Raw genomic sequence first — 26,767 nt, 5'->3', positions numbered from 1 at the left:
TAACGTGCCCAGTTCTATGTTCAATAAAGCTTCTCGGACATCTACGACTCCTCCCACCGTGGCAGTACTGCTACCGATTATCGGAGTGGTCTTCATTGCATACCTCGTCATTGGTCTGGCGCTGCCGGTACTCCCACTTCACGTCCACCAAGGACTAGGACTCAGCACCTTCGTAGTCGGTCTTGTTGCTGGTAGCCAATTTATGGCATCGCTGCTTTCGCGGATGTGGGCAGGCTACTACGCCGACAGCCGGGGAGCCAAACGCGCCGTTGTTGCTGGACTACTGATTGCAGTCGCATCCGGGCTGTTCTACCTGCTATCGCTTCGCTTCGTTGGCAAGCCTGAAACTTCGGTCACAATTCTACTGATGGGTCGGGCGCTGCTCGGTGTGGCGGAGAGCTTCATCATCACAGGAGCGCTGAGTTGGGGACTTGTGCTCTTGGGTTCGCAGAACACAGGCAAAGTCATGGCATGGGTTGGAACGGCCCTCTATGCCGCGTTTGCGGTCGGCGCTCCGGTTGGCACTACCCTATACGCCCAATACGGTTTTGTGGCGATCGCGATTACCACCACCGTAATCCCGCTCGTCACCCTGCTGCTCGTCGCGCCGTGCCAAGCTGTTCCATCGATGCCCCAGACCCGCCCTGCATTCACCAGAGTAATGAGTGCTGTTTGGGTGCCGGGTCTCGGTTTGGCGCTCAGTGGCGTTGGCTTCGGCGCGATCGCAACGTTCATTGTGCTGCTGTTTGCACAACATGGGTGGGGACAAGCCTGGCTCGCCTTTTCCCTTCTAAGCATCGCCTTCATCGTCGGGCGCGTTGCCTTCGGTCACTTGCCGGACAAGATTGGTGGTGCTAAGGTCGCGTTGGTCTGCATCCTAATCGAAGCGATCGGTCAAGCGCTGATCTGGCTTGCGCCTGGGGCTACATTGGCGTTGTTTGGGGCGACCCTCAGTGGTCTTGGCTACTCGCTCGTTTACCCTGCTTTAGGCGTAGAAGCACTGCGTCGTGTCCCGGCGTCAAGTCGTGGACTTGCGATGGGAGCCTACACCGCTTTTCTCGATCTGTCGCTGGGACTTGCCAGCCCTGCATTAGGATTGGTCGCGAGCGGGGGCAGCTTGAGCGCGGTGTTCCTCGTCAGCACGCTGGTTGTATTGAGCGCTGGAGTTGTCGTCGTGCGGATGCTAAAGCCACCAACGATTACCCGACGACATCATCGGACAACGGGACTTCCAGGACGGAGGACATCAAGCAATCGCTTTAAATCAGGTCTCTAGAATAATTTAGGAAGAAAAGCAAATGCAGAAAAGAAAACTTGGAAACAGCAATTTACAAGTCTCAGCGATCGGGCTGGGTTGCATGGGAATGGGGCTTGAGTCGCAGGCGAACCGAAAACCGGGATAAGCTTGAAAGTCTTATTATATAAGCATTATATCCAGAACGAAGGTCATTGACGCTCTGCTTATCATCAAGTCACTACTCAACGAGAAAATGAGGATTTCAGCTTCTAAATATGCTTGTTTTACCCATGTAATATCTCTGAAATCGGTTTTCTGCGCGAATGCTACTCCTACCCCTATTTTGACTCTGCTGATCGCATTATTAAACTCGATTATGGCAAGGTCGAATACGATAAACTGATGTCGAGAGACTCAAAGCCTTGAGACGTTTGCTACACGTTAGGGCTATTACGTGGAACACACACCGAGAGCGGGATAAATCCCAACTAATAGGTAAAACGATAAAAATCTGGCATACTGACGGTAACGCTACCCTTTGTTCGGTCGAGTTTCGTCATTTGTCTGCCCTGAATATCTTAGCCGATCCCCAATCACCGAAAGTTGGTAAAAATTTTGGAGGAATGTATGTATCCTCAGCACAGCAAACTTGCAACAACACTCTACGATTATTGGTGTTCTTCTCTTCTCTACGAGAGGCTGCGCCAACGAGACGCTGCGCGAAGGCGGTTAGATAAATTAAGCGAAGTTGGCAATTTTTGCGTAAGTCGTAAGATAATTTGTCACTGTACACCTATACAAGTCTTTGCTAACTGTGCGATCGCTCCTTTGATGAAACCGCGATTGCCTCCCCACATTAGAAAAGCGATCGCTCTCTCAAGTCGATTGATTTCATTTTGACTGCAACGAACGAATAAATACAAGTCGTCAATTCTCCTTGGGACTGATAGCGATCGCACAAACGCACTAAAATTTAAGAAACCATAGCAATCCCAGCAGGTCTGATGGAGATGTCACCTCAACCCAACTTACGACAAAGGCGATCGCGCTGAAAAATATCATAAATATAATTCAACTACAAATATTTGCTAACTGTGCGATCCGCAAGTTTGGAGCGGTAAGGGCATCCGCTACTTCCAGTAGCACAAACTCAGTGGTAACTAATGTTGCCTTTTGGGTCAGCAAATCACCCATAATCTGGGTTGCCCGATCATGAAACTCGTCATCCATATTAGCCACTGCAATCCATGCTGCTGTGTCGATAAAAACTTGCACTAAACCTCATCTTTATGTTTGGATGTGCCGTACAAATAATGGTCATGTTGGTGGGCTAAATTACCAATCCCAGTATGAACCTGACAGTCATTTAAAAGTTGAGCAAAATCACCCCAGGCTGAATCTTCAATCGGTGGTTCATTTCCTTCTTGCAGGAACACAATCATCACTTTTTGTCCATTGCGTCCAGCAATTGGCTTGTCAGGGCAAACTACACCCTCTTGAAATGTTCCTTCTACAGCTAACATGGCGACTTTCTCCGTCCTCTTTCTCAATAATTGTCCCCTAAAAATTTAAATCGTGGGTAGACCATTACAAACTGAAAGTATACTCCGCCTCTTTTGCCCCATGCCCAATTAATTCAACGGCTCCATAATCGCTCTTAAACCTTTTTTAGAGAGTGTTTTGAGCATTTCTTTAGCGTTATATTCACTGTTAAATACTCCTGCTTGCATAACTCTTTGACCCTCCCAAACTGTGGGAAACGCATCAGGAGCAAGCGATCGCACTAAATCTTTATCCTTATCAGTGAAGAGTGGAACTACCACGCGATAGCGGATACCAAATTGTGTCGCAGATTTACCACGATCGGGAATACTTGCAGAACTTGTTTGCATATTGCGAATATTACCAATGGCGATATTCTGATCAGGAAGTGGTAAAAGTGCTGAAGCACCTGGGGCAGCAGTTTCTAGTATTGGTAATGGCTGCTGTGTTTGATCCCTCATACTTGGAACTGCTGGCTGTGCAACTCCATTGGGATACTCAGAGGCAGTAAACTCAATCGTATTCGGATCAATCCGCACATAATTTAACAGTGGTGTGTTAGGCGGCTGTGCTGGACTGGAAGTTGCAACTTGAGTGTCAGTTGGTAGTCTACCTGACAAGCTGCTGGGAGTAGGAAAACCGGCGACTCTCGATGTGGGTGGTTGTTGATTGGATATAGGCGGGGAAAGTGGTACATTGGCTGAGATTAATGGCAGCAATTGACTGTTTAATTGTGTAGAAACAGGATTATTTGCTGAAATCCTGTTGCTGGTTTGCCGATTGTTAGTTTCAGAGATTTCGGGAGCCGAAAAGGTGATTTCGGCAGTTGGTGGTATTTCTCGTAACACATTGTTGGGCACAGGGGTAGATTGAGAATTTTGATCTACTAGTGCGGTTGTACCGTTAATATCTATCTTGCCAGTGATGCGATCGCTCACAAGGTTGTTACCAGCAGCAGAAATCACCTGTTTAGCAGCGCTGGCGTTAATGTCGTGGCGGGCATTATTTTGAAATGTATTACCCCCAGGTTCGGATGCACTACCCAAATCTGGCATTGCTTGAGCGATCGCAACTAAACCATCTTCTTTATTATCTTGAATAGAATTATTCCGCAAAATTGGGCGGGCATTTGCTTGTACCACAATTCCCGATCTATTGTTCTGAATTTGATTGCCAATGATTACAGGAGCGGCATTTTGGGCAATATTAATCCCAAAACCCGTTTGATGAAAGACGTTTTCTTTCACTTGGGGACTGGAGTTACCGGCAATTGTCATGCCATTGGCTCCATTGCGATCGAAGTAATTCTTACTAATGGTGGGTGCAGCATTCCCACTGACAGAAATACCATCTTGGGTACTGCCAGTAAATGTATTTTCCGTGATTGCGGGATTGCTAGATTCAATCCATAAACCGTAACCACGGGGGTTAGAGTTCGTCACCGTCACCCCCGTAAGTAAGGCTTGGTTTGCCCCCACAATTGTGACATTTTGACCGGCAAAGCTCCGACTCAGGTAATCACCACCTCCCTGAATGATAATGTCTTTACCTTGATTGCTAGGGTTGCCTTGAATTGAGATACCCGGTTTCAGTATTAAGGGAAATTCCTCACCTGTCTCGGCGCTATAAGTGCCCGTGGAAAGCATAATTACAGTATTGGCGTTAGCTAATCGCAACGCTTGGGTAATCGTTTTTACAGGAGCGGATTCGCTGCCATTGCCTACCTTGTCATCTCCAACACTAGGGTTGACAAACAGCACATTAGCCTGAGAAGGTGTTTTCTCATTCAGAGGCGCTGAATCTGGTGTTGATGGCATCTGAGCGATGCCTTCTCTACGAGAGGCAACGGCGAGCTGCGCTAACGCGCTACCCAAGCTAGTACCCAGGAACGCTATACTTGCCGCTCCCATGCCTACGGTAAATAGTGAAAAACTAAAAAATAAAAGCCTTGCTGATTCCAGAAACTTCAGCTTTGCAAGCATAACATCTACTTTACGGTACTTAGAAAACACACGAGGGAGAATCATATCTAACACGACTCCTTAGAAGTAATAATAAATTCTTATACTCTTAGAAAGCATTATGTCGATAATATTACTCACATATTGACCGATTGGCGATATTTAATACATAGTAATAATATAGGAATCCGATTTGATTTCTGAAAAAATCTAAGTATGTATAGGGTGTGTTATCGACGAGAGTACGGCACCAAAACATAAAGGATGGTGCGTTAGCTAGAGGCATAACGTACTCTACTGGAACAACACAGCTAAAATAGTGCATTAGAGGTAGGTTGGGTGGAGCGGAGCGCAACCCAACATATATCAGGATGTTGGGTTACTCCACCCAACCTACTATTTTTTTGCAACATCTTAGCCTTGTCACGCCACTACGTATATTTCAAAAATCAAATATGAGTCCTATAGATATATGAGTGAAATTAAATATGCGTTATCCAAAACCCTTGTACAGACGTAGCACTGCTACGTTTCTACATTCTTTTTCACTCATATATCTATTGTGGATTTTCTGCTGTATCCCCTCTTTCCAGTCTTTTGTCAGCTTGTGGTTTACCCTAAAATACTTGACTAATCTTAGTGCGAAACTGTAGCCTCAAACTACCCCGATCGCTGCCTATAGGAACATGGGATAATTTACCATAAACCTCACTACTACGTTCTTTTGCGTAGATTCAGTAAAAATTGAGTAAAAAAAAGCAAATTAATTAACTATGGTTACTAGGATATATGATAATTCACACTTCGATGAAAGCACTAATGGGGTTGTTGTAATGGTCGAGCCATACAGCCAAAAAGAGCAAATACAGCAAGTTGTTTACCGCATTTTAGATGCCAATTTAGATCGCGCTCGTGAGGGCTTGCGAATTATTGAAGAATGGTGTCGGTTTGGGTTGAATAATGCTCAGTTGGCTCTTGAATGCAAGCGCTTGCGACAAGATGTCGCCAAGTGGCATACTTCCGAATTGCGGGCGGCGCGAGATACACCAGGCGATCCTGGGACTGAGTTAACCCATCCTCAAGAAGAACAACGAGCTAGTATAAAATCGGTATTGCAAGCTAACTTTTGCCGGATAGAAGAAGCATTACGGGTGTTAGAAGAATACAGCAAGCTTTATCAGCCAAATATGGCTAAAGCTTGTAAGCAGATGCGCTATCAGGTTTATACCCTAGAAAGTAGTTTAATGGGCTATCAGCGCCATCAATTGTTGTGGCGATCGCGTTTGTATCTTGTTACTTTCCCTAGTGAAACTTTGTTGAACAATGTCGAAGCTGCACTCAAAGGGGGATTAACGCTTCTACAGTACCGTGACAAAACCACTGATGATTCTTTACGTCTGGAACAAGCGAGAAAATTACGGCAGTTATGCCACATCTACGGCGCTTTGTTCATCGTTAACGATCGCGTGGATCTGGCTTTAGCTGTCGATGCCGATGGGGTGCATCTGGGACAACAAGATATGCCTATTGCTGTTGCTCGGCAATTACTGGGTTCGCAACGTCTGATAGGTCTGTCTACCACAAATAAAGAAGAAATGCAAGGAGCAATTGCTGAAGGTGTAGATTATATTGGCGTGGGGCCAGTTTATGAAACTCCCACAAAAGTAGGTAAGGCAGCAACAGGGCTAGAATATGTCAGCTATGCAGCCAAAAATTGCTCAATTCCCTGGTTTGCGATTGGGGGAATAGATGCCAATAATATTAATGATGTGATCGATGCTGGAGCCGAACGTGTAGCGGTGGTGCGATCGCTCATGCAAGCCGAACAGCCTACCCTCGTGACGCAATATTTGCTCTCCCAACTCAATCGCATTAAACCAGAACTTTAAAAGAGTCATTAGTCATTAGTCCAAAGAAAGTAAGTAACCAATACCTAATACCCCATTCCCTAATCCCCAGTCCCCACATTTATGTCTAATGAGATTACCGTTCAGGTAAATGGGGAAACCCATAGTTGCTCATCTCAAACTCCCTTACCCGACTTGCTGCAACAGTTGGGTTTCAATCCTCGCTTGGTGGCTGTAGAGTATAATGGTGAAATTTTACACCGCCAGTTTTGGCCGCAAACAAAAGTCCAACCAGGCGATCGCTTAGAAGTGGTAACTATTGTTGGTGGTGGTTAATTGATTTGAGTCAGCAAACCCAAATCCTTAAGGCTGCGTCGTGTAATCTCGATGCGGGCAGGTGCATCTTCTGGTTTCTCCATATCAAGGGTTGTGGCAAAAAAGTAGACGTTTTTGTTTTGCTCTAAATAACCCACAAACCAACCAACTTCTGGTTTAGTACTCGTCAACCATCCCGTCTTTCCCCGGAATGTGTAGTCTGGAGTCTGTTCACGTACCATAATGTCTTTGACAAGATTTATTGTCCGTTGCGAGAAAGGCAAATCGCCTTGGTACAACCGTTGCAAAAACTTAATTTGCTCTTTGGGTGTAATTTGCAATAGCTGCTGCTGTAGCCAAAAATGATCAATGTCTGCGGCGGTGCCAATTTGACGGTTCCCGTAACCTACTTTGTTAATAAATTGCTGCATCCGTTCATATCCAGCCCTACGTGCCAATACTTGATAGAACCAAACAGTTGAATCCTTAAAGCCTTGACGCAAATTTGTATCATGATTCCAGGTATCAATTTCTCGGTGAATTCCATCCCAAGTTAGAACTGCCACATCATCAGGAACTACACCTGTTTCTAATGCCACCAACGCGTTAAAAATTTTGAATGTTGAAGCTGGAGCGATGGCAGTTGCATTACGTTGAGGATTGTGTTCATAGGTGCGGTTGTTTTTTGAGTCGTAAATCAAGATTGAGCCTTCACGCCCAAATTCTTGAAAGTGTCGCCCCAAATTTGGCGCTTTAACAGCGGGACGTTCAGATGAGGTTGAAGCCGGTTGAGCCAGAACATACATTGTCCCAAAGGTAATCACACTCAAGACAGTAAGACATCCAACGATTGTAAACACAAGAGATTGCTTTCGGCGCTCCGTGTAACGCCGAAAGAATCGCCATATCCGAAACCAGATATTTTCCATTGCACATTTATTAGAATCACAACCGAGATTCTACACTGCAATCTTGCTCATTTGCGGAGCTATTTGTTAGAGGTCATTTATTCTTATGATTCAGGATTGCTATATATTACGGACATTAGCTTTTGGTAATTGCTGAATGTGCATTCATCTCACAAAATCGCGTTTCTCCCCTCTGATTTGTACAGCGACCGATGAAGGGTTTTACGCTTGGCTAATTCTTTACCTTTGCGGCCGAGTTGCTCACGTAGCTGTTGGTCTTTGCACAAACGATTGAAAGCTTGAAAAACTTCATAACCAGAATTGGGATTAACCAGTATGCCATTTTCCTCATGCTGAACTGTGTCTAGAACACCGCCTAAACGAGGGGCAATTATAGGCTTACCGAAGTAACTTGCTTCTAAATAAGCCATACCAAAACCTTCCATATTATTAGGTTTAGCATCCGATAAAGTTAGCATGGCAAATATGTCGCAAGCTGCATAATAACCTGCTAATTCCCGCTCTGGCACATATCCGGCAAAGTGTACGCACTTATCTACCCGCAAACGATGCGCCAGAGATTTCAGTTCCGATTCACTTGGACCTTGGCCGCAGATTATATAGTGAACATCGACCCCAAAAGTTAGCAATAGTGGGATGTTGTCAATTACTCGGTCGAAACCTTTATGTTTTACCAGTCTGCCGATGGAGAGAATAACTATTGCTGATTCAGGAATGTTGTATGTCTGACGCACGCGAACCCGTAAATCATCAAGGCTACTGGGACTCGCTACATTATTACCAAATTTTTCTGGTCTGATTACTGGGTTAATCACGTGGGTAGGAGTATCTAATCGGAAAGCAGTTCTGAGGTAGTCTCGTGTATAAGAACTGTTACAAACTATACCTTCTGCTCGTTTGAGTGTTAATTTAAATAGCGATCGCAGCAGGGGATTGTGTAAAGTACAAAGAAGATCATTGCCGTGCAGATAGATAAAAAATCGAATAGGTAACAAATAGCTCAATAGCAACAGCGAAGGAAAATCATAGCCGTGGCCCCACTCTATATAACGATAGTGATAGCGAAAATAGAGTTTAATTGCTAGCACAAATGAGCAGATGATATTGACAAAAGGCTTCAGGATACTTCCCACACAGCCACTACGCCAATATCTAGGATAATACCACCGATATATAGGAAATTGTTGACTTTCATCAAATACTTGATCTCCTGAACAACTAGCCGCCAGTACAATAACTCGTTCTGGATCTTGGAGACAGCGACTGTAAATATATTCCCCAATTACAGCTTCTTTCGGTAGGAAGATCCGGGATATGACTAGGATATCTGGGTATGCAGCTTTGTCTCTGATTTCGGCTGTTAGTTGAGAAATATGTTCCATAAGAAAGTTGATGACTATATTTCAAATAATTTTTAATTTATTTACAATTAGGATTATTTTCAAAGCCCTAATTATTATTTTATTTCTTTTAAAACGAATTTGGTAGACAAATTTGAAGCCAATTTTAGAAGATTAGCCAGGAAGATTGTTTTTTTCTTGTGTTGATTTTATTTTTGCTGCAAATTTCTCACTACTTGAGAATTTATGTGCATAATGAACAATAAATAAAAGCTAGCACTTGTAGCCAAATTGCTCAGTGAACAACTGTTGCGAAAATTACGAAATTTAACTACATTTAATATAATATGCTAAATCCTCTTGCAATGTTGTACCAAAATGCCAAAAGCTGGATAAGTATTTGATAGCTATCTGGTGTCTGGCTGGACTGACTGATGAGGATCGCAGACACTTTTTAAACTGGTCTATATACGTAATTAACTACATATCTAACGTAGTGAATACTGCTAGTAATTTAAAAATATTCTTCCAGCTTTTGAGAAAATAAGTAAAGTGAAGTATTAAGAAAATTAGTCAAAATAATTACTAAAAATTAAAATCGTCTGTATAATTCAAAACTGTAGTCTGAAAGTGCTAGTCCCAGGCACAGCAAACAATTGCCCGTAGGTGTAGCCCGTCGTAGACATCGCAAATTTCTGTGATGATGAACATGTCTTCAGGTACGGTTCCCCAGCCGAGAAATCCCCCCTGCGATCGCTGCTTACCCAAGATGAGACGCGGTAAATTGAATATGTAGCCTCTAAAAAATGCTACGTGAATGCTACAAACTTGCTTGTTAGGGGCTGGCGTTAGCGACATCCCACGACACTGCTCCCTATATGGGGAGAAATCATAAATAATAATTCCGTTTTTCAAGCGATTGTCTTATGCGTAAAAAACTACAACAAACCATCAAACCGCTGTTAAGAACCTTCTTAGCCCTAAGCCTAGTGTTAGCTTTGGCTCTTGGTCACGCCGATGGAGCGTTAGCAGCCCGCAGTGGCGGTCGTATCGGTGGTGGCTCCTTTAGAGCCCCTTCCAGCCGCACCTATACACCACGCACTTATGCACCTCCTGGCGGGGGCGGATACTATCCTGGTGGTGGTTTTGGTGGTGGCTTTGGCTTTCCCTTCATAGTTCCCTTCTGGGGTATTGGGGGAGGATTTGGTGGTATATTTACCATCTTAATTTTCTTAGCGATCGCTAATTTCTTATTGCAAACTTTCCGCCGCGTCTCTAGCGGTGAAACTCCAGAAGCAGATTACAGCAGTAACTCTCCTGTTTCTGTAACTCGTTTGCAAGTAGGTTTGTTAGCTCAAGCCCGTGAATTGCAAAATGAACTCAACCACATTGCTGAAACTGCTGATACTAACACCCCAGAAGGCAGAGCAGAAATTCTACAAGAAGCCAGCCTAGCTTTACTCCGCCATCCCGAATACTTTGTATATGCAGGTGGTGGTACTCAACAAGCCAGTTTGAATTCGGCTGAGGGTCAGTTTAATCGGCTATCACTGGCAGAACGCAGCAAGTTTAGCGAAGAAACTCTTTCTAATGTCAACAACCAGCTAAAAGCAGCCCTTGCCAAAGATGCTTTACCTCCGGCTGGTGAACTCGATAACCCCACCCGCCTATTTACCGAAGGCCCTGGCGAATACATTATTGTCACCTTGCTGGCGGCGACACTAGGTAAGTTTAATATCCCCACAGCGATTAACAGTGCTGATGATTTGCGTCAAGCTTTGCGGCAAATTGGTAGTATCCCTAGTGACAAGCTTCTGGCAATTGAAGTTCTTTGGACTCCTCAAGCTGAAAATGATACCCTGACATCTGATGATGTGTTGGCAAATTATCCTGATTTGAGACTTGTTTAATCTCTAACAAATTTCGCGTTTTAGCGCTAAGAAAAAACTTTGCATCTTGGTGCAACAAATAAGTTCCCCCTTGAGGGCAATAACTAGAAAACCGCTTGTCATTGACAAGCGGTTTCTTGTATAACTTATATCATTTCCTAATCATACAAGGTACATCATAGTCCCCTCATCGCTTGCGGGGAGGGGGTTGGGGGTGGGGTTCTTGTACCTCACTTAAGCGAGAACCGCTATATATCATTTCCAGATAATTAGTTATGTCTGATTATTAAAGTCGTTACTCCCCTCCACGAAACAGCCTACGCTGTACACACAAATAGTTCTAGAGCGAGTTTCCAGCCAAAAAAGGTAGATTTAAATTGATAAAGTCCGCGAATCAAAGTAGTAATTCCCGGAGGTTTTTGAGACTTATAACCAGACCAACCACCAAGTCGAGCAATAATCCAAGTAGCCCAACCAAGAGTTTGTGGAGGAATATCAAAAGCTTGTGCTTGCAGAACCCGACAGTGCAGTTAGTCAACCCTTAAAGGAGGCTTTTTTAGCATTGCGTCAAGCTGTTGAGAGATGTTGAAGTCGAAATAAACTCAGATGTTGAGACTGAATGGGATACTCCAGTTTCAAAGGTAGCTAAAAATCTGGAGAATAGCAAGCGATCGCTTACTTTTTGTAATAGCCTAAACCCTTATTCACAAATTACAAGGTGTATGCGTTATTGTATTTAACGTTGGATTTAGAAATCTAGTATCAACCATACTGCCGAAGAGTGATTTCCACCTTGCTTCACTCATTTCCCCATATATCTTGTTGCTTTTCAATAGCAAAGGGTTCAGACATAATATAACCTTGCTGGACTGAGTTTTTGTCCATCAGAAAAGGAGCGGGATTAAAGTTGTAGGGACGCTTTTGATCTTCGGTAAAACCATACTTTTGATTAAAGGCCAATAGGTAATGTTAGCAGAAGCAGAGACATAAATTGGTTTGCCTTTAAGAGGATGTTTTAAAAGTTCTCTGGTCGGTAGCAAAACGTTTTAGATCCCCCTAAATCCCCCGATAAATTGGGGGACTTTGATTCCGGTTCCCCACTTTTTAAGGGGGGTTAGGGGGGATCTAGAAGTGCCTAAAATTACAGCCGAACACTTTTAAAACATCCTCTAAGATGGGCAAGAATTTTAATGGCTGGGTTGGGATGTGCAATAAGACACCAGGAGTCTTTCTAGGAAATTGCTGCGACTGTGATTTTGGGAATATTTTGTACTATGGCGTTCACGGCATCCATTTCATAACCCATAAACAAATCTACCGCACACCCCATCAACAGCTTAGTACCACTGGGAACCTAGAAACCACTCACTTAGATAGTTACATCTAAACTGTAGTCTTTGTAAATACCAGTGGCGTAGGCGCAGCCCGTCGTAGACATCGCCTAGTAAAATCTAGCCTGTTCCGCTTGTGCTATCTAGTTTGTACCAAAGGTAACTTTATCCAACCGAGAATTGCTAGTTGACGGTTGGTTGCTGTTAGTACAAGCAGCAATGACGCTGCTATCAATCCAGATAGAAGCGTATTGAATAAAACTGCGGCCACTAAGGCGATGAATTGCTGTTGATGAGGGTGATAACGGATTCATAAAACAGTATGATCCTCTCTCCTATCTGCCGTTGTAGCTGAATCTAAATGTACATTCTAGAATCAACTTTTGATTCACTAGCGAATAGGGCTGAATTTCTAAAGCACGTTGAAAAGCTTGGATAGCTTGACCATACTCCCCTAGAGCTGCATAACACAAGCCCATACCATGAAGTGCCCCAAAATGTATTGGATTTATCTGCACAACCATCTGACAATCTACCAGAGATTTTTGATAATCACCAATACTGTAATAGAGGAAAGCTCGACGATTCCAAGCTTCGGCAAAATCTGGCTGGTCTTTAATTAATGCCGTCAGCGCTGTTTCGGCTTCAGCAATTTCCCCTGCATCCAGTAACTTTTGACTACGGTCAATTATTTCCAGCCCATAGATTCCCTTTTGCTGAAACCAGATCCGCCAGATTTTTCTGGTTGCTTTGTCGCGAACTGTGGCATCCGGGTTTTTCAACTCTTCAAGTAAGGAATTGATAAATAAAGAATCCATGAATTTGAGATCAGTGAATATACCTTTGTATTAACTTTCTCACAAAATATATCGATTAAATCATTTTTAAAGTCATCTTTAAATTTGCCGTGATTAATTGCTAATTATGAAATTTCTGTGTTCTTTATTGCATTCAACAATATGACTAATACCACACTAGACATTTAGAGTCATAAAAAAGAAAACTGACTAGAGGTAGTTGACAGATACCTAGTGAGTAATAACTGATAAAAATATCTCAACAAAAGTTGGTAAATCTCATCCTGTCCACTGGTAATTCGGCTATAGCAGCTGTAGAACGGCTGAAATCAACAATTCCTTATCAATTAAGTTTGTCTGCTTATTTGCTGCACCGGCAGGTATCGAGCGTTTTTGTGATGTACATCCTGATGTGCCGCTGTATACTCCCGGATGACCATTTGGATGAACATGGCTATATTATTCCTGGGTTGGGAGATATAGCGTTTCCTAATCATACAAGGTACATCATAGTCCCCTCCTCGGTTGCTCTTAGGGGGTTAGGGGTGGGGTTCTTGTATCTCAAAGCGAGAACCGCTATATAGGCGATGCCTGCGGTAGTAACTGAGCTTTGTCGTACCACTTCCCTACGGGACGCTACGCGAACGTGGAAGCAAGCTACGCCTACGCTTATTTGGCACCAAATAACCTGATTATCCATGAGCAAATGATCGCCAATCCAGTCATTAACCAAATAGTGAACAAGTAGTTAGTTAACAACTTTTACCTTTGTCAAATTGGGAAATTTTTCCAAATAAATCCATAGCAAATACATCACATTGATATAATAACTTCATATACAATATTGATTGATTTTCTCAGACTATTTCATAATCATCTACTATAATATTGAATACTTCGATTCCCAGACTCCAACCATAAATATTACATAGTTAGCTAATAATGGTACAACCGACTATCGGACAATTAGAAACAGAAATATCACAGCGGATCATAAATTTATATAATGATAGACTAGGGAAGTCTCCTAGCCAAATCATTTGTCACTTTTTTGATACTGAAATCGTAATTTCTCTACAAAACTCTATTACCCAAGCTGAACAAACTCTACGGCAGGGAGGTTATGATAGTTTAGCTGAACAAGTACGATTATATTTAGAAAAAATAATTAAGCCAGATTTGAAAAATTTGATTGAGGAAATTATTGATCAACCTGTCTTCGACCTGATCACAAACACAAATTTAGCAACAGGTCGTACTGGGATTGTGGTGATTCTCAAGCAATTACCTTAAGTTCGTAATCCCGAATCTATTGCTAAGGTAAATGTCAGGAATTTAACTGACTGATGTGGCGACTGATTACCATTTCTAATTGATTAAAATCGAATGGTTTAGTAATGCAATCATCAAATCCTGTGAGCATCGTGGAGTCATCATCTTGTACCATTGTTGGTGTGACTGCAATGATTGGGATAGTAGCAGTTTTTGAGTCATGTTTGAGGTCATCAATGACTTGGTTGGCACTCAAATTAGATAGCTGCATATCTAGCAGGATTAAATCTGGTTGATGAGTTTGTGCCAACATCACAGCCCTCACACCTTGTTTGGTACAAATACATGAAAAGTTTAATATTCCTAGATGAGAATTAAGTAGCTCTAAATCATGTAGGCTCTGTTCTACAATCAAAATTAAAGGCTGTCCATTCATAAGCAGTTACTTCTGTCCAAGGAAGGCTAGGCATAAAAACTCCACCCATCAGGAAAACCTGAAAGTCTTTTTTTCTGGTAAGTGCTTAAGTAAATTTACGAGAGTATCTTCAGACGACCAACTAGGGTATAGTAATGAATAGGCTGTTGTCTGATCCATTAGTTTGTGCATCAGCGCTAAATTTTAGGAAAAAACATCACAACGTGATCATAAACATCAAGCAAATAGTACCATAGCTGATATATGTACTTCCAAGAATTGACTATAAAAATTGAGATTTTATGAGAAGTAGGGGATACTTAAGGGACTTGATGTTGCAGATTTACCAGCCTTAGCCAGCAATACCAAAATTGCGTAGGTATGGACTTTGTTGCATTACCAGAAATTAATTAAGTATATTTAACCATCAAGTAATTGACGTGCATAAGCGATCGCCTCTGTTGGTGTTGAGAGTTTCCCCTCAGCTTGTGCTACACCAATTTCAGTCAGCAGTTGGCCGATAATTGGCGAAGCTGGAATATCTAATGTTGTAATCAACTCCTTGCCGCTTACTAGGGGAGTGGGATGAGCGATCGCATCGTTAGGGTTGAGGTAGCGGTTGATCAAAGGTGCTAAGACTTGGTAGCTCATTGCTTTAGTTTCCACTGCTGTGTGTAGTGGCTTGTCGCCAGATATTGCCTCTATCAAATTATTCAGTGCTATAGCTAGCACTGCCGTAGCGGGGAACACAATATCTGCGTCATGAAACAAAAAGTATTGTTCTCGCAAGGACATATCAACTACTTGAAATTGCGGTAACAGTTTCAGAGTAGTAGTTACACCTCGGATTTCGGCACGACTATAAGTTAGTTCCTGTAGCTCTATTTCTGCTAATTCTGGATCTGGGTTGACAAGACAAGCAAGTTTGGCAATACCTAGCCAAGTAGTTTTGATACTATCGCGGACATATTTTTGCAGTTGTGCCCCTAATTGTTGCCAATTTTGGGCGAGTAAGGCAGCTGCTGTATCAACTGCTGCTAGTTTGATCAAGCTTTCACGGGTGGCATTTTTGAAGAAAGGGGCAAGTAAACCATCTTCCCAAGCCTGTGTGATCCAAGGAGTACCCTGAGAATTTGCCAGTAGATAGCCAATTTCTACCCTAACTCTTTCGGCTGCAACTTTGCTGATATGTGATGCCAAAGAACGAATTGCGGCTTGGGTAGCTGGCTCAATAGTAAAACCTAGTTGGGCGGCTTGGCGATAACCTCGCATTAACCGCAAAGGGTCATCTTCTAAATTAGCGGGTGATACCATTCGCAAAATGCCCTGTTGTAAGTCTACACAACCTTGCAGAGGATCGATGATTTGTTGCGTATGGGGATTATAAGCGATCGCATTGACTGTAAAATCCCGTCTGTGCAAATCAACTTCTAAACTATTTCCTTCCTGTTGGGCAAAATCAGCTGTGGCGTGGGGAAAAACCACACGGGCAATTTGTCGTTTTGCATCAAGTAACACAAAACCAGCTTTGTAATGATGAGCGATCGCTCTCGCTACCTTTACTGCCTTAGATGGTATAACAAAATCTAGATCCAGATATTCGCGAGTTCTGCCAAGGATCGCATCTCGGACAGCGCCACCTACCATGTAAGCGGGTTGTGGCAAGAATTCCAAACTAAAAGGCCAATTTTCGGGAGCGAGGGTAGAAAGAATTGATTCGTGCATTGTAATAAAAATCAACCCAGCAACTCATGAATAACAGTTGGGCTTAAGCTAGATTAACAATAAAGGCCCCTGGAGTTGGTTCTATTATGTGTATTTGCGTGAACTGCCACTATGTAGACAGCTGTTTTACCTATCATGCCGTGGAAGGGCAGCACCAACAGCCTCACTTGACCGAAACACCAGATTTTGATCCGAATGAACCTTCTATCAATGTCAACATTCGGACTAAAGAGGATGTAATTGAGATGGAATGGGATGTTGTTGGTTGTCTGAGCTTTAAGCGGGAAACAGGTAAGTGGTCGAAGTTGCGTCCTGGTGAATTAGTGCCGACTTGAAAAGTCAAGAGTAGTATGTTATGTTTACACCCATTAATAACAGAACCTTGACAATTCAATCCCAAGTTTCCTAGTGAAATCAAAAGTATTTATTTTGACTTTGCACACGCAAGTTTTTCGAGGGGATATAGCGATCGCTATATCCCTGATTCTTTCCTCGACCCCCTCGATAAGCTGCTGTGTAAGCGTTTGAGCGGATGTACTGTTACATCTTTATCAATAATTTAGGCTTATTGACAATTAAATTAGACATAAAACAAGACCGTACCCAATCTCACCTTGACGAGTTGAGCATAAAACAAGACCATACCCAATCTCATCTTGACCAGTTGACCATAAAACAAGACCTTACCCAATCTCATCTTGATCAACTAGGGGTACGTGTTGACCAGATAGGGGGAAAGGTTGACCAAGTTTCTGATAAGATTGATAGTTTTATCACTCACACGCAACGCCTATTTACAAAGACAGGCAGTGAGATAGAGGAAACAAAGGCACGAACTGAGCGATTAGAAGCACTCATGCTAAAGCTTGACCGAAACTATGAGGAACAAAAATCTCAGTTTCAGGAGTTTAAACTCACTACGGGTGCTGCTTTAGAGCGAATTGACCGAGTTTTAGACTATCTACTGAGACAGCAAGGCGGTAATCTAAATCCCCCATCTTAGCTGCGATCGCACCGATAGAGTGAACAGCATTGGCTCTCACAAACCTTGCAACAAGAGCGTTTGACTGATTCTTACTCAGTAGTATATTTAATTAAGAACCGCAATGTTATATGCTTGAATAAATCACGTTAATTCTATAAAAATATATATTTTAAGTAACTTTGACAACGGAACTAGAAGACATTGCAATAAATGAATACGCCTTAGCACTACACACCACCACACCGGAATTAGGTTTGGCAATTAGTAATTTGGCTGGTGAGACTCGCTCTCAAATTTGGAATTTAGGGCGTGATTTATCTAGCTTAATACATCAATATTTAATTGAATTTATCAAACCGCAAACTTGGGAAGATTTATCTTTTATCGCAGTTGCAAAAGGCCCTGGCGGCTTTACGGGAACTCGGATTGGTGTTGTCACTGCTCGGACTTTGGGGCAACAATTAGATATCCCTGTATTTGCGATTTCAACTTTGGCTGCGGTAGCTTGGTCAGAAGCAGGTAAAAGTCAAAATCCCAAAACTATCGCTGTGGAAATGCCAGCACAACGAGGTCAAATTTTTGCTGCTATTTATCAGTTTGAGCCAGATACTTCTAAACTAAGAGTGTGTTTTTCAGATAGAGTGTTGACACCAGAAGCATGGCAGGAAACTTTAGCGAATTGGAACACTAATTATCAGCTAATTCAAGCCCAATCTGGATTAGCCGCGACGGTGACAAGTATTTTGGAATTAGCTAATCTTGATTGGCAAGAGGGGAAGTCTCCTAATTGGTCAGAGGCTTTGCCATATTATGGGCAGCATCCAGTACAGGGTTCATAATGCTTGTAAACTAGTTATCTAATGACTAATTTACTCATTTTGAGCTTGGTTTGAGTTATTATGACTAACAGCACTAAAACACCCAAAAATAAGGCTATAGCGGTTCTCGCTTAAGTGAGGTACAAGAACCCCACCCCCAACCCCCTCCCCGCAAGCGAGGAGGGGACTATGATGTACCTCATGTGATCAGGAAACGCTATAAGAAGGGTTAAGTAACAGTTAGACTTGCTTCCTTAGAACATATTTTGCAGATGAGAAGCAGGTAAAGTTAGCAACTAGGATTAGAGTAGCTATCTGAAGCAGGGGCACACCAAATATTAGTATTAAAGCATCTTGCCCATCCAGAGTAAGGACCCCGCCACCACACAACAGCAATCTTACCATCATGATTTTTAGGGCTGTAAGGACGACCATTAATAATCTTATGTAAGGAGTTTGTAGTGATATCTCTGACTTTTGACCAACTTAAGCCATTATCAGTTGTACTCCACTCCTGTAACTCTCTTGTTCCAGTACGGTCTGGATCTGTAGATGACAAATCAGAATTATTAGTTGAATTCTGAACTACAGTATTAACCAAATACACAATATTGGGGTTATTAGCATCAAAACAGCAACCACCTGTGTAGCAAGGTTCATCAAGGTGAAACCCGTTTACTCCCTTAGTTCCCATACCTGGAGATGACACAGCTACTTTTCTAACTATGGTCTGAGTAGAGGGAACAACATTAGCTCCTGTAATATCAACTGGAGTTGTCCATGCTGTTCCATTCCATCTAGAGAACATATAGCGTTGATTGGTATAACCAAAGCTACCAGACCCATTATCATAAGTGGTGAATAATACACATGGGTTTCCATCACAACCTATTACAATGTCCCAGCCCCATGACCTTACATTCACTCCATTCCAAACCATAGTAGGGTCACTACCTTCATCATGTTTAGGGCGTATAGGTAAGCTAGGGGATTGTGCACCTGTAGCTGAGGGATTAACCATTTCCACCCCAGCAGAAGTATAATAACGAGCTTTGTTAGCTGCTTTATCCCACTCTACATAGAAATGATATAAACTTGTACCATTTCCATTTCCACGTGTACCTAAGTCACTTGGGTGGCCATCAGTACAGAAAAAGTCTACACGGTTTTTCCCATTTACTACAGATTGCACATAAGGACGTTGATTTGCCCAAGGCTGAAGGGTACTTTCACTTTCAATCAAAGGTAATGCATCACTATAAGACGCTGTAGAATTTGGGGTATTTTGAATGTTTGTAAACAGAATAGCATGTGGGGCCTTAGGTGGTGTACCAGTGCGGAAATGATAAAGCAACATTCCAGCATCTTCTAATAACCTGGGATTACTATAGCAAGTTGGTAAATTAATATTTGGGTTTGAACCTGTATTAGCAGGGCTATAGACAATTGGTATAGACCACTGTGTAATATCTTCTGGATAAATAGTAGTTCTTGACCTAATACCACCTGGGTCATTATGAGCACCATAATAACAAATAATCTTGCCATCAGGCATGATGAATACTGCTGCATTATCATGGTCGTCAATTTCAGCCCTATCAGGGTCAATAATATTTGATACATCTTCTAAGTCAAAATGAGTAGATTCTTTAGTTGTATTATTTACTTTTGTAACCCCAACAACTCCTCTATTATCAACCCAACCTATATAAGTATTATCCCTATAACAAACTGCTCTAGGATTTGTAAAGAATGTCCATACCCCATTTGGACGCACCATAGTACCTTCACAAGTTGAAGTAGAACCTTTCACTGTTAAAACATTAGAAGGTGTTCCAACTCCTGAGGCATTTATAGCACGAACCCTAAAATATACTTCTTCAGTGTCAATTGTAATATTGTATAGTTCTGTATTGGTGTTTCCTGTGTCTCTAACTGTTGTCCACCCATTAGTACCATTAACACTACTTTCAATTAAATAAATTGTGATTGCCCCACCTGAGCCGCTAGAATCAGGGGCTTTCCATTCTAGATGACATTTATTACTTACTGTGTCAGTAAAAATAAAGTAGGATAAATCGAGTGGTGAATCATTTCTGGCTGGGGTAAATGACTTGAGAGCTAGAGATGTAGGTGCTGGTGGTGTACCTGAAGTTGGCGTGACTGACATAGTACTTGAGTTATAACTACTTCCAATAATATTAGTTGCCCTTACTCTAAAATCATTTCCAGAGGCACTTAAACATACTTCTGTAACTGAATTAATATTGACCGAATTTACGAATGCGATCGCATCACCGTGCATAAATCCCAAATCAAAACAGCCACAGCCAAACTGGGAGAGTAACTAGCAATACTATAGCCCCAGCAGCTAAGGCAGTAACTGCCAGATCGCGATCGAGATTGAATGTCTCAGCAATTACCAGTGTGGCGAAAGCTGGAGGCATGGCCATTTGTAGCACGATGACTTTTGCGATCGCCCCAGTTAATCCAAACAGTGGTAAAATACTCCCCAATATCAAGGGAACCAGCAGCATTTTGATTCCCAAGCTCATCCCTGCTTGTGGTAGACTACCCCAAGATTTGAGCAGCGCCAGTCGCATCCCAATTAACATCAAAGATAAAGCTACGACACTCCAAGCAAATTTCTCTAACCAGAATTCCGCGACTGTGGGAATTGTCACCTGCCGAAACAGCAAGCCAAATCCGAAACCCCACAGGGCAGGATTAATTAAGATGGACTTAGCAATCTGCCAATGATTATGAATACCACCGCCAAAACGCGCTGCTAGTAACACACCCAAGCCATAAGTTCCTGGGAATGAACCTAACAAATCGTAGAATAACGCCCAAGCAAAATTTTCCTTGCCTACAATTGCTAAGGTAATGGGAAAGCCAAGATAACCTGTATTACCCAGCATTGCTGCTAATATCAAGCTAGCCTGAGTCGATTGTTGGGGCACAGTATTTTTAAAATAGGCTTGTCCTTTAATGGCTAGCCAAGCTAAAAATGCTCCAAGTAAAATGGCTAGATAAGCGAAGGCAGGTGCAATCCAAATTTGCCCCGACAAGCTAGATCGATGCAAAAACGATACTATGCTTATGGGTACTCCCACCCGAAAAAGGAACTGTCCCAAACGTGTAGGAACTGTCATAGGTAGTTTGCGTCCCAGAATAAAACCTACCAGGACTAATCCTCCCAGGTTGACGTATAGTTCTAAAAGGTTTATCAAGATTGCGCCTAAAACCACAGATGTAAAATGCTAGCTGTTACGTCTACTTTTGTCCAGTGCAAAATCTGTTATGGCTATCCCACAGAAACAGGAGTTTACCCTTGAATAAGGCTGGGTTTTCTGGAAAACCGCAAAACTCATCGAATGACCTTGGTGATGATATTCCAGTGGCTGTACGCGATACCCCTGATGCAACACCTAAAATTTGGTTGCAAACTCGAATTCTCCTGATTGGCGGAGTTGCAGGATTTATCCTCCTGGCTTTAATTAGCGGTTTTTTGTTTTTCGTCACTGCACCCAAAAAAACTGCCGATTCTCAACTCTCGCTCACTAGTTCTGCACCTGCAACTCCAGCAGCATCTAATAATTCTAGCGATACTGTGTTAGGGCATTTTCCATACCCAGAAGCCCCGGAATCAGAACTAGTAACCATCTCCGCAAATAGGGGCATTAGAATGCGAAAAACTGCTGCCCAAAAGTTTGAGGAGATGGTAGCAGCAGCGCGGAGTGCAGGTGTAATTTTAGTACCAATTTCTGGCTTTCGCTCAGTCAAAGACCAGGAGCAGTTATTTTTTGCTGTCGGTGCCCAACGAAATCAGACGCCAGCAGAACGAGCTGCCCTCAGCGCTCCTCCTGGTCATAGCGAACATCACACAGGTTATGCTGTGGATATTGCAGATGGGGCAGTACCAGCAACTAATCTCCAAACTAACTTTGATAATACCAAGGCTTATCGGTGGCTGCAAGCAAATGCAGCGCGTTTCAGCTTTGAAATGTCATTTCCTAAAGATAATGTTCAAGGTGTGAGTTATGAGCCTTGGCACTGGCGTTTTGTAGGCGATCGCAATAGTTTGGAAATGTTCTACAAAGCCAGAAATTTGAAACCCGCTAAGATACCTCAATAAAAGTTGATCTAGAGATTACTATCTTTTTATAAAGGAGTTGCTTGACGATAGTTTATGAATACTATAGTATTCATAAATGACACACAACATTATTGACTTATTTGCTGGTGCTGGTGGCTTGACAAAAGGCTTTCAGATGGCGGGCTTTGAATCTCTATGTGCAATCGATGTAAATGCAAAAGCCTTGGCGACCTACAAGCACAATTACCCAAAAACTAAAATCATTCATCAGGACATACGTCAGGTTAGTCCTGATGACTTACGATTAGCGTTGGGCTTGCGGCGAGAAGAACCAATACTGTTGATTGGCGGCCCCCCGTGTCAGGGATTTTCCAGAAATATTCCTGCTGGTTATCGCTACCTCAATGATTCCCGTAACCTGCTATATCGAACGTTTTTGGAATTCGTAGAGGAGTTTAGACCCCTTTATGTCGTAATGGAAAACGTGCCTGAAATCTTGAAAGCTTACAATGGAATAATTAGGGAAGAAATAACAGAAAAACTTGAATCATTAGGCTATAAAGTTGTTTCTTCATCATTAAATGCTGCCCGTTATGGAATACCACAAACGAGAACCAGAGCTTTTTTTCTAGCTAGCCTGGATGACTCCCTTCATTTTCCTGAACCAACACATTTTGGTGATATTAGGAGTGACTATAGAAGTACGAAATCTTGTAATCAGCTTAATTTGTTAGAAGCAAATATTTCTCCACTTGTCACAGTCAGAGATGCGATTGGAGACTTACCACCACTAGATGCAGGACAAGACTATGACGCTGAAGTTTATCCTTCTCCTCCACAAACTACATATCAAGCAATGATGCGTCATGAAAGCATGAAAATTGTTAATCATGTTGCTCGTGCTTTGAGTCCAATTCAATTTTCGAGAGTTCGCGCTCTTTGTGAAGGACAAGATGCTAGGGACTTACCTTCTGAATTAGCTCCCAAGAAACACTATAGCGGCGCATACGGGAGACTTTACTGGGATAAGCCAGCGAGAACTATTACCAGATGGGTCTTCCATCCAGGATCGGGTAGGTTTTTTCATCCTACTCAAGATCGAACAATTACAATACGTGAAGCTGCAAGATTACACTCTTATCCAGATGATTTTCACTTTTTGGGAACATATACTGAGATGGCTTCTCAAATTGGCGAATCTGTACCTCCCCTACTAGGTAAAGCGATCGCTTCATCTATTCTTCAGACCTATCCTCAGAAAACTGCGTATTGATTTGATCTTGCAAAGCAGAGAGAACTGTCTCGACATATCGATCAAGCGTCAGACGAGTTCTTGCAACTGTAATCCGAACCGCTTGGGTAGGAATAGCTCTAGCTCGAAAAAGTTGTTTCTGATTTTTGTACCAAACTAATTCTATTTTGCCTGCAACACTTCCCTGTAGTCCAACCCCTGATCCCCCAGTAGTTTTATCTACCGTCCAAGCCCAAGAAAAGGTATTTTGGTCAAGAGGATAGAGTGGAAACTCACAGTAAATATACTCATAGCCTTTGATAGTTTTCAGTAATATGCCTTCATAACTATTAATAACGCCCTGTACTGCCTGATTCAAAAGAATCTTCTCGTTCCAATGTTGGATAATGGCTGCTCCAAGCTCATTAGGTAAGGATTGCTCAGTTAGACCAGGAAAACCCAGTTGGACAGCCTTCTTGATGACATCTGCTCTCTGAATAACAAACAAAAATGGATTTGCAATGTTGAGGCTATTTAGTTGCAGGGATTTGAGTGACCAACCAGTTTTAGTCACTAGATCAACAGCATCATAGAGAAGCTTGCTACGTCCCAGAGCGGGATCTGATAAAGGAATATCCTTAAGATAATGAAAAATTGCTTCCCACGTATAATCTTCTATCGAGCCGATGACTGGAGATGCAATGGTAGCAATAATGGCTTGGCTTAATCTTTCAATTTCGTTGTCCGTCAACACTCAGGGATTCCTCTACGGCTTGTAAAAACTCACTCATTGTCAAACCTAAAGCATTGGTAATATGGCTGAGAACTCTAACAGATGGACTTTTTAGCCCTCGCTCAAGCTGGCTGATATAAGTCCTGTGCAGACCTGTCACTTCTGCAAGATACTCTTGTGACCAACCTTTCTCTGTGCGACGACGCTGTAGTTCTAGTCCTAAAATTTGGTCTAGTTTACTGGGCTGCATGAAGAAAAAGCGTAGAATTTTGAATACAAAAGTTCTACAGACTAAAGTATTCAAAATAGCCTGATGAGTGAGATAACAAAGATAGTGGCAAACTTCCGCCACAGGGTACTAGTCTCCAGTCACATGTCCTGAATTGGGAGTTTTAGCTTCTGATGGGTCAGGCTGAGGTTTTTGATACTTACCTGGATACTTGTGCTGAAAATAAGCTTCTAGCACTTGTAAAACCATCGGCCCACAAACAGTACCGCCATGTTCGCCGGAGTTTTCACCAAAGGCCACAACCACAATTTCCGGCTTATTAGTGGGGGCATAGGCACCAAACCAAGTATGATTTGGGCGACCAGTACCAGCTTCAGCAGTGCCACTTTTCCCCGATGCTGGGGCAATTGTCGGTACGTCCAAGCGCTTACCAGTACCCTCACTCACCACCTTCCGCAGTCCGTCGCGGAGAACTTTGATAGTTGTCGGCTTCATATTTAAGGATTCTCGCCAACTTTTTGCTTCTTCGTTGTCTTTGAGCAAATGCGGCTGAACTCGATAGCCGCCATTAGCAGGGACAGAAAACATAATCGCCGATTGCAGAGGTGTCACTTGCAAAGCGCCTTGACCAATTGACATATTAATGGTGTCACCAACAGTCCAAGGCGTTTTCAAAGCTTTCTGCTTCCATGTTTCATCTGGAACCAAGCCTATTGATTCTTCATCACGAAATTCAATGCCAGTTCTTTGACCAAACCCGTATTTGCGACTCCATTCGATTAAAGTTGGGCCACCGACTTTTCTACCAACTTGATAGAAGAAAGTATCACTACTCATAGCGATCGCTCTGGGAAATCCTAATGGCCCGAATCCGGCGTGGTTCCACTCACCAAATGTCACCCCACCAACGGTCAGAGAACCAAAGGTCTGTAATATTGAGTCTGGAGAAAATTCACCTGATTCCAGTCCCGCTGTTGTAGTGACAATTTTGAACGTACTGGCGGGGGGAAAGGCACTGAGGGCACGATTGACCAAGGGATGATCTTTACCTTGCACGCTTTCCCAATCTTTCTGAGAAAGTTTTTGTTTAGAGAAGATATTCGGGTCGAAGGTGGGGTAAGACACCATTGCTAAAACCGCACCATTCTTCGGATCAATTGCGGCGATCGCACCTCGTTGATTTCCCAAAGCTTTTGCTGCTGCTTTTTGCACATCTAAATCTATAGTTAGGTGTAAATCGTTACCAGCTTTTGCCTGTTTCTCTCCCAAAACCCGGATTGGTCTACCCGCACCATCTACTTCCACCTGCTGACCACCCCATTCGCCCCGTAGAGTTTTCTCATAAGCCTTTTCCACCCCCATCTGACCAATTACATCTCCCAGTCGGTAGCCTTCCTCCTTCTTGCCCTTTAACTGGTCGGCGGTTAACTCCCGCGTATAACCTAGTACATGTGCCAATTGATTGCCGTGGGGATAATAACGCACAGAATCTGTATTAATTTCCACTTCCGGGAGTTCATTTTTATACTCCTTTAATGCCGTGATTTCTGCTTCATTTAAATCGCGAGCGACTCGGATGAGTGAAGAAGAATTAGCACCTGCTAGTTCTAATTTCTTTTCCATCTCATCTTGCGGAATGTTGAGAATTTGCGCTAGACGCGGGCCGACTACAGACCAGGAAGGCTTAGTATGTGCCATCGGCCACAAATATACAGAGCTAGGATAGCGAGTACTGGCTAAAAGTTTGCCATTCCGGTCAAAAATATTGCCTCGTTCTGGTTGTTTGAGAATCATCCGAATTCGGTTCGCTTCGGCTCGTTCCCGGAGTTTTGGGCCTTCAACAATTTGCAAATATGCTAAACGCGCCCCGATACCAGTGGTCATTAATAGGGTAAATACGATTAAAAATATTGATTGGAAACCACGTCCAACTGTACGTGTATCTTTTTTGCTGCCAAGTGATGGGAATAAAGACATAAGTATCAATTCAAAATTCAAAATGACGCTGGTGGACTCGCTAACAAAATTCAAAATAAATAAACGCAATTCTAGCCAGACTTTATCGCAATTGC

Annotated in this window: 27 protein-coding genes and 2 pseudogenes; 13 read left to right on the top strand and 16 right to left on the bottom strand. The window is 42.8% G+C overall.

Features of this window, described 5'->3' with window-relative positions; all coding sequences use genetic code 11:
- Window positions 1–58 precede the first annotated feature (58 nt).
- Window positions 59–1,276: an arabinose transporter gene (locus V7K62_RS01780; protein ID WP_334861078.1), complete on the top strand. Its 1,218-nt coding sequence runs from the start codon at window positions 59–61 to the stop codon at window positions 1,274–1,276.
- A 588-nt stretch (window positions 1,277–1,864) separates the two neighbouring features.
- A complete protein-coding gene (locus V7K62_RS01775) occupies window positions 1,865–2,137 on the top strand; it encodes a hypothetical protein (protein ID WP_334861076.1) in 273 nt (90 codons plus the stop codon).
- 171 nt (window positions 2,138–2,308) lie between these two features.
- On the opposite strand, the gene V7K62_RS01770 is transcribed toward V7K62_RS01775, so the two are convergent.
- The 3 genes from V7K62_RS01770 to V7K62_RS01760 all read right to left on the bottom strand — a co-directional run bounded on the left by V7K62_RS01770 (window position 2,309) and on the right by V7K62_RS01760 (window position 4,806).
- Window positions 2,309–2,512, bottom strand: coding sequence for a hypothetical protein (locus V7K62_RS01770; RefSeq protein ID WP_334861074.1), 204 nt, complete (start codon window positions 2,510–2,512; stop codon window positions 2,309–2,311).
- The gene (locus V7K62_RS01765) at window positions 2,512–2,760 is read right to left on the bottom strand and encodes a hypothetical protein (protein ID WP_334861072.1); all 249 of its coding nucleotides are present in this window, start codon (window positions 2,758–2,760) and stop codon (window positions 2,512–2,514) included. The genes V7K62_RS01770 and V7K62_RS01765 overlap by 1 nt, the downstream gene beginning before the upstream one ends.
- Window positions 2,761–2,868: 108 nt before the next feature.
- Window positions 2,869–4,806: a DUF1565 domain-containing protein gene (locus tag V7K62_RS01760; RefSeq protein ID WP_334861070.1), complete on the bottom strand. Its 1,938-nt coding sequence runs from the start codon at window positions 4,804–4,806 to the stop codon at window positions 2,869–2,871.
- Window positions 4,807–5,573: 767 nt separating this feature from the next.
- On the opposite strand from V7K62_RS01760, the gene V7K62_RS01755 reads away from it, so the two are divergent.
- Together V7K62_RS01755 and thiS are read left to right on the top strand one after the other, a co-directional pair.
- Window positions 5,574–6,629 (top strand): thiamine phosphate synthase, encoded by a 1,056-nt coding sequence (locus tag V7K62_RS01755; RefSeq protein WP_334861068.1) that lies wholly within the window; start codon window positions 5,574–5,576, stop codon window positions 6,627–6,629.
- Between the two features lie 81 nt (window positions 6,630–6,710).
- Window positions 6,711–6,923: a sulfur carrier protein ThiS gene (gene thiS / locus V7K62_RS01750; RefSeq protein WP_334861066.1), complete on the top strand. Its 213-nt coding sequence runs from the start codon at window positions 6,711–6,713 to the stop codon at window positions 6,921–6,923.
- Here thiS and blaOXA read toward each other — a convergent pair.
- The 3 genes from blaOXA to V7K62_RS01735 form a co-directional block, all read right to left on the bottom strand.
- Window positions 6,920–7,831 carry a class D beta-lactamase gene (gene blaOXA / locus V7K62_RS01745; protein ID WP_334861064.1) on the bottom strand — a complete coding sequence of 304 codons (912 nt, stop codon included), beginning with the start codon at window positions 7,829–7,831 and terminating at the stop codon, window positions 6,920–6,922. The genes thiS and blaOXA overlap by 4 nt on opposite strands.
- Window positions 7,832–7,980: 149 nt before the next feature.
- Window positions 7,981–9,213, bottom strand: a complete 1,233-nt coding sequence (locus V7K62_RS01740) for a glycosyltransferase family 4 protein (RefSeq protein WP_334861062.1) — start codon at window positions 9,211–9,213, stop codon at window positions 7,981–7,983.
- Between the two features lie 591 nt (window positions 9,214–9,804).
- Window positions 9,805–10,029: a hypothetical protein gene (locus V7K62_RS01735; RefSeq protein WP_334861060.1), complete on the bottom strand. Its 225-nt coding sequence runs from the start codon at window positions 10,027–10,029 to the stop codon at window positions 9,805–9,807.
- Window positions 10,030–10,097: 68 nt separating this feature from the next.
- Between V7K62_RS01735 and V7K62_RS01730 the strand changes: the two genes are divergently transcribed.
- Window positions 10,098–11,081: a DUF1517 domain-containing protein gene (locus V7K62_RS01730; RefSeq protein ID WP_334861058.1), complete on the top strand. Its 984-nt coding sequence runs from the start codon at window positions 10,098–10,100 to the stop codon at window positions 11,079–11,081.
- 296 nt (window positions 11,082–11,377) lie between these two features.
- On the opposite strand, the pseudogene V7K62_RS01725 reads toward V7K62_RS01730, so the two are convergent.
- The 3 genes and pseudogenes from V7K62_RS01725 to V7K62_RS01715 all read right to left on the bottom strand — a co-directional run.
- Window positions 11,378–11,542, bottom strand: a pseudogene (locus V7K62_RS01725) (IS4-like element ISSysp3 family transposase); the annotation flags it as partial.
- A 992-nt stretch (window positions 11,543–12,534) separates the two neighbouring features.
- Window positions 12,535–12,705, bottom strand: a complete 171-nt coding sequence (locus V7K62_RS01720) for a hypothetical protein (RefSeq protein ID WP_334861057.1) — start codon at window positions 12,703–12,705, stop codon at window positions 12,535–12,537.
- A gap of 21 nt (window positions 12,706–12,726) precedes the next feature.
- Window positions 12,727–13,209: a tetratricopeptide repeat protein gene (locus V7K62_RS01715; protein ID WP_334861056.1), complete on the bottom strand. Its 483-nt coding sequence runs from the start codon at window positions 13,207–13,209 to the stop codon at window positions 12,727–12,729.
- A gap of 260 nt (window positions 13,210–13,469) precedes the next feature.
- Here V7K62_RS01715 and V7K62_RS01710 point away from each other — a divergent pair.
- The 3 genes and pseudogenes from V7K62_RS01710 to V7K62_RS01700 form a co-directional block, all read left to right on the top strand.
- A pseudogene (locus V7K62_RS01710) lies at window positions 13,470–13,667 on the top strand (uracil phosphoribosyltransferase); the annotation flags it as partial.
- Window positions 13,668–13,798: 131 nt separating this feature from the next.
- Window positions 13,799–13,936 (top strand): hypothetical protein, encoded by a 138-nt coding sequence (locus tag V7K62_RS01705; RefSeq protein ID WP_334861054.1) that lies wholly within the window; start codon window positions 13,799–13,801, stop codon window positions 13,934–13,936.
- A gap of 194 nt (window positions 13,937–14,130) precedes the next feature.
- Window positions 14,131–14,481 (top strand): DUF2294 domain-containing protein, encoded by a 351-nt coding sequence (locus V7K62_RS01700; protein ID WP_334861052.1) that lies wholly within the window; start codon window positions 14,131–14,133, stop codon window positions 14,479–14,481.
- A gap of 34 nt (window positions 14,482–14,515) precedes the next feature.
- On the opposite strand, the gene V7K62_RS01695 is transcribed toward V7K62_RS01700, so the two are convergent.
- Both V7K62_RS01695 and V7K62_RS01690 read right to left on the bottom strand, forming a co-directional pair.
- Window positions 14,516–14,896, bottom strand: coding sequence for a response regulator (locus V7K62_RS01695; RefSeq protein WP_334861050.1), 381 nt, complete (start codon window positions 14,894–14,896; stop codon window positions 14,516–14,518).
- Between the two features lie 399 nt (window positions 14,897–15,295).
- The gene (locus V7K62_RS01690) at window positions 15,296–16,600 is read right to left on the bottom strand and encodes a CCA tRNA nucleotidyltransferase (RefSeq protein ID WP_334861048.1); all 1,305 of its coding nucleotides are present in this window, start codon (window positions 16,598–16,600) and stop codon (window positions 15,296–15,298) included.
- An 86-nt stretch (window positions 16,601–16,686) separates the two neighbouring features.
- On the opposite strand from V7K62_RS01690, the gene V7K62_RS01685 reads away from it, so the two are divergent.
- From V7K62_RS01685 to tsaB, 3 genes are all read left to right on the top strand, one after another.
- Window positions 16,687–16,935: a Ycf34 family protein gene (locus V7K62_RS01685; protein ID WP_334861046.1), complete on the top strand. Its 249-nt coding sequence runs from the start codon at window positions 16,687–16,689 to the stop codon at window positions 16,933–16,935.
- Between the two features lie 197 nt (window positions 16,936–17,132).
- A complete protein-coding gene (locus V7K62_RS01680; protein ID WP_334861044.1) occupies window positions 17,133–17,603 on the top strand; it encodes a 6-aminohexanoate hydrolase in 471 nt (156 codons plus the stop codon).
- 161 nt (window positions 17,604–17,764) lie between these two features.
- Window positions 17,765–18,424, top strand: coding sequence for a tRNA (adenosine(37)-N6)-threonylcarbamoyltransferase complex dimerization subunit type 1 TsaB (gene tsaB / locus V7K62_RS01675; RefSeq protein WP_334861042.1), 660 nt, complete (start codon window positions 17,765–17,767; stop codon window positions 18,422–18,424).
- Window positions 18,425–18,692: 268 nt separating this feature from the next.
- Here tsaB and V7K62_RS01670 read toward each other — a convergent pair whose 3' ends face one another.
- Window positions 18,693–20,708 carry a BNR-4 repeat-containing protein gene (locus V7K62_RS01670; RefSeq protein ID WP_334861040.1) on the bottom strand — a complete coding sequence of 672 codons (2,016 nt, stop codon included), beginning with the start codon at window positions 20,706–20,708 and terminating at the stop codon, window positions 18,693–18,695.
- 10 nt (window positions 20,709–20,718) lie between these two features.
- Window positions 20,719–21,636: an AEC family transporter gene (locus V7K62_RS01665; protein WP_334861468.1), complete on the bottom strand. Its 918-nt coding sequence runs from the start codon at window positions 21,634–21,636 to the stop codon at window positions 20,719–20,721.
- Between the two features lie 101 nt (window positions 21,637–21,737).
- Here V7K62_RS01665 and V7K62_RS01660 point away from each other — a divergent pair, with 101 nt between their 5' ends.
- Both V7K62_RS01660 and V7K62_RS01655 read left to right on the top strand, forming a co-directional pair.
- Window positions 21,738–22,541 (top strand): M15 family metallopeptidase, encoded by an 804-nt coding sequence (locus V7K62_RS01660; protein ID WP_334861038.1) that lies wholly within the window; start codon window positions 21,738–21,740, stop codon window positions 22,539–22,541.
- Window positions 22,542–22,617: 76 nt separating this feature from the next.
- Window positions 22,618–23,775, top strand: coding sequence for a DNA cytosine methyltransferase (locus tag V7K62_RS01655; RefSeq protein ID WP_334861036.1), 1,158 nt, complete (start codon window positions 22,618–22,620; stop codon window positions 23,773–23,775).
- Here V7K62_RS01655 and V7K62_RS01650 read toward each other — a convergent pair.
- The 3 genes from V7K62_RS01650 to mrdA form a co-directional block, all read right to left on the bottom strand.
- Window positions 23,738–24,487, bottom strand: a complete 750-nt coding sequence (locus V7K62_RS01650; RefSeq protein WP_334861034.1) for a hypothetical protein — start codon at window positions 24,485–24,487, stop codon at window positions 23,738–23,740. The two genes, V7K62_RS01655 and V7K62_RS01650, sit on opposite strands and share 38 nt — an antisense overlap.
- Entirely contained in the window at window positions 24,465–24,716 is a 252-nt protein-coding gene (locus V7K62_RS01645) for a helix-turn-helix domain-containing protein (RefSeq protein WP_334804312.1), read from the bottom strand. The genes V7K62_RS01650 and V7K62_RS01645 overlap by 23 nt, the downstream gene beginning before the upstream one ends.
- Before the next feature lie 108 nt (window positions 24,717–24,824).
- Window positions 24,825–26,672, bottom strand: coding sequence for a penicillin-binding protein 2 (mrdA, locus tag V7K62_RS01640; protein WP_334861032.1), 1,848 nt, complete (start codon window positions 26,670–26,672; stop codon window positions 24,825–24,827).
- Between the last annotated feature and the right edge of the window lie 95 nt (window positions 26,673–26,767).

This window comes from Nostoc sp. (assembly GCF_036917935.1).
Classification (GTDB): domain Bacteria; phylum Cyanobacteriota; class Cyanobacteriia; order Cyanobacteriales; family Nostocaceae; genus Nostoc.
This window is presented reverse-complemented; position numbering and strand designations above follow the sequence as displayed.